Source organism: Actinomycetota bacterium (genome assembly GCA_030018275.1).
GTDB lineage: Bacteria > Actinomycetota > Aquicultoria > Subteraquimicrobiales > Subteraquimicrobiaceae > Subteraquimicrobium.
This window is the reverse complement of sequence record JASEGB010000025.1, coordinates 1-12,101: the sequence shown is the minus strand read 5'-3', so window position 1 is coordinate 12,101 and position 12,101 is coordinate 1. Positions and strand designations below refer to the sequence as shown.

General features: G+C 46.1%; 12 protein-coding genes. 10 read left to right on the top strand and 2 right to left on the bottom strand.

Translation table 11 applies throughout. The annotated features are described in order from the left end of the window. Positions 1 to 53: 53 nt before the first annotated feature. Both QMD66_07550 and QMD66_07545 read right to left on the bottom strand, forming a co-directional pair. Positions 54 to 854: a hypothetical protein gene (locus tag QMD66_07550; GenBank protein ID MDI6822680.1), complete on the bottom strand. Its 801-nt coding sequence runs from the start codon at positions 852 to 854 to the stop codon at positions 54 to 56. A gap of 22 nt (positions 855 to 876) precedes the next feature. Further along, entirely contained in the window at positions 877 to 1,716 is an 840-nt protein-coding gene (locus QMD66_07545) for a hypothetical protein (protein ID MDI6822679.1), read from the bottom strand. 444 nt (positions 1,717 to 2,160) lie between these two features. Between QMD66_07545 and QMD66_07540 the strand changes: the two genes are divergently transcribed. The 10 genes from QMD66_07540 to QMD66_07495 all read left to right on the top strand — a co-directional run bounded on the left by QMD66_07540 (position 2,161) and on the right by QMD66_07495 (position 11,688). Continuing rightward, entirely contained in the window at positions 2,161 to 2,856 is a 696-nt protein-coding gene (locus QMD66_07540; GenBank protein MDI6822678.1) for a type II CAAX endopeptidase family protein, read from the top strand. A 335-nt stretch (positions 2,857 to 3,191) separates the two neighbouring features. Further along, positions 3,192 to 3,476 (top strand): Asp-tRNA(Asn)/Glu-tRNA(Gln) amidotransferase subunit GatC, encoded by a 285-nt coding sequence (gatC, locus tag QMD66_07535; GenBank protein MDI6822677.1) that lies wholly within the window; start codon positions 3,192 to 3,194, stop codon positions 3,474 to 3,476. Positions 3,477 to 3,568: 92 nt separating this feature from the next. Next, entirely contained in the window at positions 3,569 to 5,026 is a 1,458-nt protein-coding gene (gatA, locus tag QMD66_07530; protein MDI6822676.1) for an Asp-tRNA(Asn)/Glu-tRNA(Gln) amidotransferase subunit GatA, read from the top strand. A gap of 124 nt (positions 5,027 to 5,150) precedes the next feature. Beyond that, the gene (gene gatB / locus QMD66_07525; GenBank protein MDI6822675.1) at positions 5,151 to 6,596 is read left to right on the top strand and encodes an Asp-tRNA(Asn)/Glu-tRNA(Gln) amidotransferase subunit GatB; all 1,446 of its coding nucleotides are present in this window, start codon (positions 5,151 to 5,153) and stop codon (positions 6,594 to 6,596) included. A 208-nt stretch (positions 6,597 to 6,804) separates the two neighbouring features. Next, positions 6,805 to 7,953, top strand: a complete 1,149-nt coding sequence (gene nifV, locus QMD66_07520; GenBank protein ID MDI6822674.1) for a homocitrate synthase — start codon at positions 6,805 to 6,807, stop codon at positions 7,951 to 7,953. Next, positions 7,953 to 9,206 (top strand): 3-isopropylmalate dehydratase large subunit, encoded by a 1,254-nt coding sequence (locus QMD66_07515; GenBank protein ID MDI6822673.1) that lies wholly within the window; start codon positions 7,953 to 7,955, stop codon positions 9,204 to 9,206. Before nifV ends, QMD66_07515 begins: the two co-directional genes overlap by 1 nt. Positions 9,207 to 9,249: 43 nt before the next feature. Further along, the gene (locus QMD66_07510; protein MDI6822672.1) at positions 9,250 to 9,498 is read left to right on the top strand and encodes a four helix bundle protein; all 249 of its coding nucleotides are present in this window, start codon (positions 9,250 to 9,252) and stop codon (positions 9,496 to 9,498) included. Positions 9,499 to 9,625: 127 nt separating this feature from the next. After that, complete coding sequence (locus QMD66_07505; protein ID MDI6822671.1) at positions 9,626 to 10,123, top strand: 3-isopropylmalate dehydratase small subunit; 498 nt, start codon at positions 9,626 to 9,628, stop codon at positions 10,121 to 10,123. A 34-nt stretch (positions 10,124 to 10,157) separates the two neighbouring features. After that, complete coding sequence (locus QMD66_07500; protein MDI6822670.1) at positions 10,158 to 11,159, top strand: isocitrate/isopropylmalate dehydrogenase family protein; 1,002 nt, start codon at positions 10,158 to 10,160, stop codon at positions 11,157 to 11,159. A 340-nt stretch (positions 11,160 to 11,499) separates the two neighbouring features. Beyond that, positions 11,500 to 11,688, top strand: coding sequence for a transposase (locus tag QMD66_07495; protein MDI6822669.1), 189 nt, complete (start codon positions 11,500 to 11,502; stop codon positions 11,686 to 11,688). Positions 11,689 to 12,101 lie beyond the last annotated feature (413 nt).

Here is a 12,101-nt window from a genome sequence, read left to right as displayed (position 1 = left end):
ATACACCCTAAATATTTCTATTAAAAGAATTTACACACAATAGTTTACGTTACCTACTTTTCTACCTCGGCCTCGAGCTCGCTGAGGCTCTTGCTCAATTCGGGGACATCCTTATTAACAGCCCTATCTCCCTCGATGTAAAACTTTCCGGAAGGACCCGCCAAAATTTGATACCTATTCTTTACGGGTTCCCACGCACTTTGATACCGCTTTAGAAAGGTCTTTTCCAGGTCTCTTAGGAACAGAATGACTTCGTCACCCACTCTTAGGGGGGTATAACCCACAATTGCCCAAGTTGTATTGCCAATCTTTCCTCCTTGTTCTCTGACGATGATCTCATCTTTCCCCAAAGGGTTCTTGAGATACTCATCCACCTCGATCACTTTATCTGTGCAGATGAAGGTGTCCGATTCAAGCTCTTTCTTGAGCCTCTCGGCATCGGCTTTGGTCTTAGCTCTGTAGTTGTAATGGGGAACTCTTCCTCCCGACTTTTGTATTTCCTCAGCCCTTTCAGCCTCCTCGCTAACCAAAATTCCAATGAAGTCTGTCTCTCCTCTCTCTTCCGCTTCTTTAATTTCATTTTCCCCAATATAAATCGGTTGTACAATTGATGGAAGTTCTACACTGGGCAGAATTTTTACCACTTTGCCCTTGACGATGACGTCAGATTCTTTGGCGAGATTTGGGATGTCCTTTAGCTCCCACAGTGGTTGAATTTCTATTTTCTTTGGTAATTTCGAAATTTCCTTGGGGGGCGTCTTCTCAAAAAGCATTTTTGGGATAGTAACGCTGGCTACAATTAGAACCACTATTATAGGAATCGCCAGAATCAGGATTTTTATCCTTTTAGTCAACTCACTTCACTCTCTTTCCATCTCACCTTGCGTGCACATAGCACTGAATTCCCTCGTATGCATAGCCCAGGGTGGTAGCGAAGAGTACTTCATCCCAACTTCTGGTGTAGAAATGGTCGCCCAATCCTCCATGCCATAAACGATAGAAGGCTGCATTACCAGCTCTATAAGGGGTAGGCCAGACATAACCCGCTATTCCCTCATATGCATAACCTAAACCGATAGCAAAATCCCTCTCAGCAGGGTTTGTCGTATAGAAGTGATCTCCTATTCCTGCATGCCACAAACGATAAAGAGATGTTGTGCCTCTTTCTGCGGAAGTCCAAACGTAGCCCGCATGTCCTTCATAGCTGTAACCTAAATTCGCATCAGCAAAATTCGCCTCTCCAAGACTTGCAGTGTAGAAGTGATCATGTATTCCTCCGTGGTATAAACGATGGAGAGGTGGATAAAGTGCATTCATTCCGAATATATCATCACTATGAAGATCCCTCATATAAACTGTCTCAACTTGACCGTTAGGATTTATTGGGGATCCATACATCGTTGTTGGATAATAACTGTGATTTAAACCAACAAAATGGCCCAATTCATGTGTTGTGATTCCTTGACCATCACCGTGACCAGGAGCCGGATAAGCATTTCGATATGTGGGATCCACAAATTTGGTATTTATTCTTACATCAACCTCACTATGCCACCAACTTCCTGCCCAGTATACACTAACAAGTTCTGTTCGTGCCCACCAGTCCGCAGCATAATAGTTTACAAAAACATCATTTGCAGAATCGGGATCGTAATGAATATACATTCCGCATATAGGTCTAGTCCACTCATAGAGTGGAAAGAGATTCCAAGCCATTCGGGCGTGATACACCAACTTGTCGCCATGAATAAGGGAGCTCGTCGTAATCCAAACCTGTTCTCATATCTTCCCATCTGTATCCCGTAAAGGTATATGCAAAAACAGGTGATGTATAAAGGTAAGCCAGCTATCATCTTCGAAAGAGTTGAAAAGATAGAAAAAAAGATATAGCCTAGACATAATTCACGCTTAATAATTCGATAAGAGTATCCTGGAGAGTGCATTTGCCTACCTGTCGGCAGACAGGCGAGAACCGTTAAGCCCGTACGGGAACAGCAGCGGCAACGGCCCGACCCGAACTTATGGAGGGCGTTCGCCCTGAGAGTGCCGCAGCCCCAACTTTCGGGGCAGCAGCTAGTGTCTGTAAGGATGGCTCTTAGAGATCACTCTATTTATGTCTAGGGCATAAAAAAGATATAAAATAGTATGTGAGGCTGTTAAGTGGATGATCGAGAGGTTCTTTGGACATTAAAGGATGTCGGCAAGGGTCTGTTCATCTTAATACTTTTAATTTTGCTGAATTTTTCCCTTCAGACTCTTCCCATCAAAATTCCCTTTGCTTCTCCTATAGTTCGAACATTTCAAATGCTCTTAATTTACGGGTTTTTAGTTTCAGTAGCTTGGTATTATGGAGTTAGAACTCACCGTGGGAGATTAAAGGATCTAGGCTTTTCTTCCTTCAATCTTTGGCTCGGCTTGAAATTGGGCTTCGTTTGGTTGATCTTGGTTAGAGCTTTAGTGGCATTGTATGCTATCATTGCCGTTGTTGTGTTCAAATTCGAGCCTTCACCAGAGCTGATTACGGGTATACCTCGTCTTTTCGGACGGGGTTATCTTGGATTGATACTCGCTCTTTCGATAGCTGCTGTGGTAGCCCCCATCGCCGAAGAGGTTTTTTTCAGAGGCTTTATCTATTCCGCACTACGGAAGAGCATCGGGATCACAGGAGGTATTATCACCAGTGCTTTAATCTTTGCCTTTTTTCATGCCCAATCATGGCTTTTGATCCCAGTGACCATAATCGGAGTGGTCCTGGCTTATTTATATGAGAAGACGGGGTCTTTGGGACCACCCATAATTCTGCATGCCTTGAACAATCTCATTTCCGTGGTTTTGATATACTCTATTTATGGTTGAAGGTTGTTTACGCGCTTAATCTCGATATAATTACTATACATGGGTCATAATTTTCAATGCAAAGTGCTCAAAGGGCCACCCTTGAGCTTCGGGTTCGTTTTGGGCTGCTCTTACTGTTGCAGTGCGAAATCGACATCCGCTTCGCTAAGTCAATTTGACGCAGCTGCTCGAATCGCGCTCGCGACGCCGTCGCTCACACTCGCTCTGCAAGCGGCCCTGAGCACAAGTTTATGGTTTTATGAACCTATAACTACCGTGAACTGTGAACGGTGAACCATTTAAGAGAGTAACCAATTTCTGCGATTACTACAGTTAATTGAGGGGGGCTGTCCCCAATGGCGATTAGCAAAAAAGAGGTAGAGCATGTTGCCTGGTTGGCTAGGCTTTTTCTTACCGAGGAGGAGAAGGAGAGGTTCACCAAACAGCTCAGCCAAATATTGGATCATGCTGGGAAGATTGCCAAATTGGATACTTCTAAGGTGCCTCCCACATCCCACGTTTTGCCTTTAAAGAATGTATTTCGCGATGATAGAACACGCTTTTCTCTTCCTCGAGAAGAGGTGCTTTCCAATGCACCCAAAAGGGAACAAGGTGCATTTGTAGTCCCCAAAATCATCTAGTCTTTAGTTTAAGGGATGAGGGATAAGTCTAGAGTCTAAAGAATTTGACTACCGACTCCCGACTAAGAGACTCCCGACTAATAAGGAGTTCAATGGAACTATACAAATTGACAGCTCACGAACTTCACAAGATGCTCAAAGAGCGCAAGATAAGCGCGGTCGAGCTCTGCCGGAGCGTGTTTTCTCGCATAGGGCAGGTCGAGGACAAAATCAGAGCCTATATTACCCTAACTGAGGAGCGAGCGTTGGCAAAGGCTCGCGAAGTCGATGAGAAAATAAAGGCTGGGAAGCAGCTATCACCTTTGGCCGGCATCCCCACCGCTATAAAAGATAATATGTGCACAAAGGGGTTGCTCACCACATGCGCTTCGAAGATTCTCCAAAACTATATTCCTATTTATACCGCCAGGGCTGTTGAAAGACTCTTCGCTCAGGACATCGTGCTCACGGGCAAAACGAACATGGATGAGTTCGCCATGGGTTCTTCCACGGAGAACTCCGCCTTTTTCGTTACCCGTAATCCTTGGAACTTAGAGACCGTTCCAGGTGGTTCCAGCGGTGGATCCGCAGCTGCGGTGGCTGCCGGTGAAGCCATTTTATCTCTCGGATCCGATACGGGAGGATCGATACGTCAACCCGCTGCTCTCTGTGGAGTGGTGGGATTCAAGCCCACCTATGGGTTGGTATCGAGGTACGGGTTGGTGGCTTTTGCCTCTTCTCTTGATCAAATCGGTCCTATAACCAAGGATGTAACCGATTGTGCCCTTCTTTTGAACTATATCGCCGGTCACGATCCCCTTGATTCTACATCTTTAAGGGTTAAGATACCCGATTATATGAAGGCTCTGGTAAACGAGGTTAAGGGTTTGAAGATTGGAGTACCCGTGGAGTTGATGGGGGAGGGAATCCAAACCGAGGTGAGAGAGGCCATAGAGAATGCCATTAAGCTTCTGGAAGATTTGGGTGCCCTTTGTCAGGAGGTCTCTCTTCCCCATCTCGATTATGCACTTTCTGCTTATTATATCATCGCTCCCGCTGAGGCGAGCTCCAATTTGGCTCGATTTGATGGGGTAAGGTATGGATATAGAACTCCTCAAAAGGTGGAGGACATTATGGAGATGTACTTCCGGACGCGAGCTGAGGGCTTTGGCAGTGAGGTTAAGCGCCGCATAATGCTTGGGACTTACGCTCTTTCTGCCGGCTACTATGAAGCTTACTATGGTCAAGCCCAGAAAGTCCGAACCTTGATCGTAAATGATTTCAACAAAGCCTTTGAGAAGTTCGATGTTTTAATCTCGCCTACTTCGCCCACGGTGGCCTTCAAAATAGGTGAGAAATATGAGGATCCATTGCGCATGTATATGTCGGATATTTGCACCATCCCGGTGAATTTGGCCGGTATTCCCGCCATTTCCATCCCCTGTGGGCAAGCAGATGGTTTACCCGTCGGTCTTCAAATAATGGGCAAGCCCTTGGATGAGGAAACAATCTTGAGGGTCGCCTATACTTTTGAGCGAAATTTTGGATACGAGGAAAAACCGAATCTGTGATTCATTTTACATGAATGATGGTCAAAGATTTATAATAGAAACAGACAAGTTTCGGGGTCAAAAAGGTAAAATTCAAAAATTCACTTAATTATTGCAGTGGAAAGATTGATTGAGGGATGTCCCTATGGAGTATGAGGTAGTCATCGGTTTAGAAATCCATGTCGAGCTTCTGACTGAGAGCAAGATGTTCTGTGGCTGCTCGGCTCGAACTTTTGGCGAAAAGCCCAATACTTTGACTTGCCCAGTTTGCCTCGGTATGCCCGGTTCTCTTCCGGTGATAAATGAGAAGGCCATCGAATATACGGTGAAAACGGGTCTCGCCTTGAATTGTAATATCGCCCCGTTCAGTCAATTCCACCGCAAGAATTACTTCTATCCCGACATGGTTAAGAACTATCAGATATCCCAGTATGATTTGCCCCTTTGCACCAATGGTTATATCGAAGTTGAGATGGATGGTCATAGCAGGCGGGTGGGCATCACCAGGGTCCACCTCGAGGAGGACACTGGGAAACTCGTTCACGTCGGGGGAGCGGGAAGAATCGCTGGAGCGGAATATAGTTTAGTGGATTTCAATCGAAGCGGAGTACCACTCATGGAGATCGTAACAAAACCCGACATTCGTTCACCAGACGAGGCTAAAGCTTTCCTTCAGAAGCTAAAGAGCATTTTGGAGCATCTCGAAGTATCCGATTGCAATATGGAACAGGGCTCGCTTCGATGCGATGCCAATGTCTCCATTCGCCCCGTGGGCTCAAAGGAGCTTGGAATAAAAACTGAGGTGAAAAACATGAACTCCTTCAAAGCCCTCCAGCGGGCTTTGGCGTACGAGGTGGAGAGACAAAAGGAAATATTGGAGCAGGGTGGAGTCGTAGAACAGGAGACCAGACACTGGGATGATGTTAAAAATGTAACCACATCCTTACGTACCAAGGAATATGCTCATGACTATCGTTATTTCCCGGAACCGGATCTGGTACCCATAGAACTCGATCGGGAGTGGATTGAAAGTTTAAGGGTCAGTCTCCCCGAGCTTCCCGATGCCAGGAAGAAGCGCTTTCAGGAGCAATATGCTTTATCTAGCAGCGATGCTTCCTTCCTCACCTCCTCCAAAGCCCTCGGCGATTTCTTTGAGGAGTGCATGAAGAGTTACTCCGATGTCAAGAAGGTGAGCAACTGGATGATGGGGGAGCTCCTGTATCATCTAAACGCGGCCAATATGGAGATCGACGAATGCGCCGTTACCCCAAAGCACCTGGTTCAACTCCTCAAGCTCATCGACGATGGAACGATAAGCGGGAAAATTGCCAAAGCAGTTTTTGAGGAGATGTTCGAGACGGGTAAGCTTCCCCAAATCATCGTGGAAGAAAAGGGGTTAACCCAAATCACCGATGAAGAAGAACTCACTAGAATCGTGGAATTAGTTTTGGAGGAAAATCCGGGTGTGGTTGAGGATTATAGAAAGGGTAGGGAAAGAGCTTTGGGCTTTTTGGTCGGGCAAGTTATGCGTCTCACTAAGGGACGCGCCAATCCCCAGCTTGTAAACAAATTGTTGAGGGAGCGCCTTTAACAAGTCGGGAGTCTCTTAGTCGGGAGTGGCGGTAAAAATTTGCCTTTACTCAACTCCTGACTCCCCACTACCGACTTCGAGGGTTCTTGCTATCGGCGTCCTCTTTACCTTAAAATGAGGAAAATTAAATGAGGAAAATTAAAAGAAATTTTTCACTAATATCGATGCTGGAGGGAGTACTGTGAGCGATAAACTGGAGGCTGAATTGATGTTTAAGGAAGAGTCCATACCGGCGATAAAGATCGATGACACCACCCTCAGAGATGGAGAGCAAACGGCGGGGGTCGTCTTCTCCAATCATGAAAAAATAAGGATCGCCAGGCTTTTGGATGAGGTGGGAGTGCACCAAATAGAAGCCGGAATTCCGGCAATGGGTGGGGATGAGAAAGAAGCCGTAAAAACAATAGCGGATTTGGGTCTAAAGGCAAGTATCCTGGCCTGGAATAGAACGGTTATCGAAGATATCAAGCATTCTCTCGATTGCGGAGTCTCAGCTGTCGCCGTCTCCGTTTCAACCTCCGATATTCATATTCAACACAAGCTTAAGAAGGATAGAGCTTGGGTTTTGGATAGTGTGAAGAGATCAGTTGATTTCGCGAAGAGCCACGGTCTTTACGTATCGGTCAATGCGGAGGATTCTTCTCGAGCCGATTTTGACTTTTTGATCGAGTTTGCAAGAACGGCGAAGGAACACGGTGCGGATAGATTGAGATACTGCGATACGCTGGGTATCTTAGAGCCATTTAAGACCTATGAGATAATCAGAATTTTGAAGAAGGAATTGGGTGTGGAGATAGAGATGCACACTCACAACGATTTCGGGATGGCTACCGCCAACGCTCTGGCGGGTATAAAAGCCGGTGCTACATGGGTCAATACCACCGTCAATGGACTCGGCGAACGAGCTGGGAATGCTGCCTTGGAGGAAGTGGTAATGGCCATGAAGCATATCGGGGGAATCGAACTTGGGTTTAAGACTGCCATGTTCCGCGAGCTTTCAGAGTATGTAGCCAATGCTTCAGCTCGTACCGTTCCGGTATGGAAGGCAATCGTTGGCACCAATGTTTTTGCCCACGAATCGGGCATTCATGCCGATGGTGTGCTTAAACATCCTGCAACATATGAGGCTTTCACTCCCGAGGAGGTAGGATTGGAGCGTCAGATAATCATCGGCAAGCATTCCGGGACTCATTCCATCATAGTTAAGTTTAGAGAATATGGCATTGAGCTCACCGAGGAGGAAGCTCGAGATATCCTTAAGGAAGTCAGAGCAGCTGCCGTTGAGCTGAAGAGAGCACTTTTCGACAAGGAATTGATGTACATCTATAAGGATTATTTGAAGAGGAGAAAGAAGTAGTGGGCAAGACCATAGCCGAGAAGATCCTGAGTGGTCACAGCGGAAGGGATGCTCATGCCGGGGATATCGTGGTAGCCGAAATTGATTTGGCAATGGTTCAAGATGGGACTGGACCCCTGACCATCCAAAAACTGCAGGGGTTGGATCTGGAAAAGATCGCTAATCCTAAGAGCACTGTACTTTTCATCGATCACGCCGCGCCAAGCCCCCGTAAAGAACTCTCCAATGCCCATAAGATATTAAGAGAATTCGCCCAAAAAACCGGAGTTCAGCTTTCGGAGGTGGGTGGAGGTATCTGCCATCAAATATTGGTTGAATCCTTCGTGCGCCCCGGAGATGTTGTCGTTGGAGCGGATTCTCACACCTGCACCTCTGGAGCACTCGGAGCCTTTGCCACGGGTATGGGTTCAACGGATGTGGCTATAGTCATTGCCTCTGGGAAGACCTGGTTTCGGGTGCCCGAGACTATAAAGATTCTTATCAACGGTGAGCTTCCATATGGTGTTTATGCCAAGGATTTAATCCTTCACATCATTGGTTTAATCGGAGCTGATGGAGCCACCTACAAGGCTTTGGAGTTTACGGGCGAAACCATCCAGGATATGATCATGTCCGAGAGGTTCACTCTTTGTAATATGGCCGTCGAAGCGGGAGCCAAAACTGGATTGATCAATTCCGATGAAATCACCAGGGCTTTTCTGAAAGCACAAGGTCGTGAGGAAGACTTCCGGATTGTAAAATCGGATGAGGATGCCAGTTATGAACGTATCGTTGAGATAGATGTCTCCCTTCTTGAACCAATGGTTTCCGTTCCCCACGAAGTTGATAACGTCAAGCCGGTCGGCGAAGTCGAGGGGACCAAGGTGGATCAGGTCTTCATAGGCAGCTGTACCAATGGTAGGATAGAAGACCTTCGCGTCGCAGCTCATATTTTGAAGGGGAATAGATGCTACCCCGGGACGAGGCTTCTCATCTGTCCCGCATCTAGGGGAGTTTATCTTCAGGCGGTTAAGGAGGGCCTTTTTGAGATGATGATTGAGGCTGGGGTAGTCATCCTCAATCCAGGGTGTGGTCCCTGCATCGGTGTCCACCAGGGAATATTAGCCGATGGAGAAGTTTGTCTCTCGACTCAGAATCGAAACTTCAAAGGTCGAATGGGAAACCCGGAGAGCTTCATCTACCTATGTTCCCCAGCCACCGCAGCTGCATCGGCGATCGAAGGAAAAATCACCGACCCCCGAGAATACCTCTAGTTGGGAGTTAGGAGTTAGTAGTTGGGAGGGGAAAGAATGCAGTTTGAGTTCGAAAAATTGGAAGTATATCAGAGATCAATTAAAGTTCGTAGATTTAATTTATAAATTAACGAATAAATTTCCAAAGACTGAGCAATTTGGGTTAGTGAATCAGCTGCGAAGAGCAGCTCTATCCATAGCATCGAATATCGCTGAAGGAGCAGGAAGATACCATAACAATGAGAAAAGACAATTTTACCGTATGTCACGCTCATCGGTGCATGAGTGTCCCCTTAATTTGCATATCTTTTGATCAGAATTATTTATCCCACGACGAGTATCAAATTCGCTACCGAGCGTGCATTGAGCTCGCTAAGATGATAAGTGGCTTAATTAATTCACTGCCAACTCCCAACTAACAAACTTCCAACTGGTGGGTTATGAAGCTTAAGGGAAGAGCTCATAAATTTGGAGATGATATAAGCACCGATTTAATCGCGCCGGGTCGGTTATTCCACCTGCGAACTAACCTACCTGAACTGGCCAAACACGTCTTGGAGGACGCCGATCCTAATTTTGCCAAGAAGGTAAAGCCCGGTGACCTCATTGTGGCTGGAAAAAATTTTGGGCTTGGCTCGAGCAGGGAACACGCAGCGGCCATCATCAAGCTCGCTGGCGTTGGTGGTGTACTGGCAAGGTCTTTTGCCCGAATTTTTTACCGCAATGCCATAAATGTTGGACTCCCGGCACTTATCTGTGATGCGTCACAGATTGATCAAGGAGACGAGCTTGAGGTGGATATAGAGAAGGGAAAGATCAGGAATCTGACCAAGGAAATCGTGATCGAGACAAAACCATTGCCCAAGGTGATGTTAAATATACTTGAGGACGGAGGGCTCATTGAACACTTCAAAAAGCACGGTAAGTTCAAACTCTAAGGGACTGTCCCCGAAGGGGACTGTCCCTAGTCACATGCGTACCGTAACTCTGATTCCAGGTGACGGGATTGGTCCGGAAATAACTGAGGCGATGAGACGAGTGGTGGAAGCTACCGGGGTTTCCATCGAATGGGAGGTTGTCCAAGCCGGTGCGAATGTGGTGAATAAGTACGGGACACCTCTTCCTGAATATGTTCTGGATTCGATCCGTCGAAATAAGGTCGCCATCAAAGGACCAATTACCACACCCGTGGGGACCGGTTTTCGCAGCGTCAATGTGGCATTGAGGAAGGAACTCGATTTGTACGCCTGCCTGAGACCCGCTTTTTCTTTGGAGGGAGTGCCATCCAGATACAGCGATATCGACCTCGTGGTAGTTCGGGAAAATACGGAGGATCTCTATGCAGGCATCGAACGGATGGCGGATGAGGATACGGCTGAGAGCATCAAAAGGATCACCCGTAGGGCCTCTGAGCGCATTGCCCGATTTGCCTTTGAATACGCCCTGAAAGAGCACCGACGCAAGGTCACTGCGGTCCATAAAGCAAACATAATGAAGTTCAGTGATGGTCTATTTTTAGAATGTGCCAGAAAGGTTGCCCAAGATTATCCTCAAGTCGAATTCGAGGACAGAATAGTCGATAACATGTGCATGCAGCTAGTTCAAAAACCCGAGATATACGATATCCTGCTCTGTCCAAACCTATATGGGGATATACTCTCCGACTTATGTGCCGGTCTCGTTGGAGGTTTAGGCATAGTGCCCGGAGCGAACATTGGAGATGGGTGCGCGGTCTTTGAACCTGTCCATGGAAGTGCTCCCAAATATGCGGGACAGAACAAGGTCAATCCCACGGCGATCATTCTTTCCAGCGTCTTGATGCTCAAGCACATGGGGGAGAAAGAAGCCGCCGATAAAATCTTCAAGGCAACCGCTGAAGTGATCAAGGAAGGCAAGACTGTTACCTACGACTTGGGGGGTACCGCTTCCACCTCTGAGATGGCAGACGCCATCATCCAAAAAATCACCCCATAGGGGGTCAGACCTCAATATGCTTATTTACCAGGCATGATAAATCCTTAATTCGAATTTCTCACAATCAATTTGGCAAATTTCTGCAAATTTAAAATAAGGACAGCGTTAAGTTAAGTGAGCCTAAATTTGGCTTAAACTCTGCAAACAGTATATAATTTGGACATTATAAAAGTTAAACTTCGTAAAGGAGTTAAAATGGTGAAAAAAACGCTGTCCGAATTGTCTAAGTTTCAGAACAAAGAAAAAAGGGTTTATAGATAGAAATCCTAAAACATTGTTGGGCAGGACAAATAAGAAAACGCAAAGGTACTTTTGTAAAAACTGCAATAAATATTTCAACTTGAGAAGATACAAACGTTTAAGGCATTCTGGAGATTTTATGGAAGAAGCCGTTTTGAGATACGTAGAGGATAATACATCGCTTCGTACCGTAGCTAGGCGGATGGGAGTATCCTCTGTCACAGCCTTGAACTGGGTAAACCAGGCTGGTAGAGCATGTAAAGATCCAATAGAGACCAATTTGGAGTAAGAAAACGCCATTTTGAGAAAAACCATCAATAATATCCTTTTTGCTCCTACTTTAGAGGAAGCCAACCAATTTTTTGACTATCTGATGAAAATTAAGCATCTGTTGAAGTAAGTTATCAAAAAGCGATCATAAAATCGATTATTAGCCATTACAGCCGTTTAACCAAGCATTTTCACTATGAGTATTTACCAAGAGACAATAATGTAACCGAAAATGTCATTAAGCAGCTAAATAGGAAACTCAAACTATCAGATGGCTACCAGGGATAAGGTAGGGACTGTCGGCGGAATCTCCTGGAGTGGCTGTAACCTCAATGGGAAGATGAGAGGCTCTATCGACAAGCATATGAACTTTATAGCCAAAGAAGAAATGAGTCTCACTTTTGGCTCCGACTCTTGCATCAGGATCAGAGG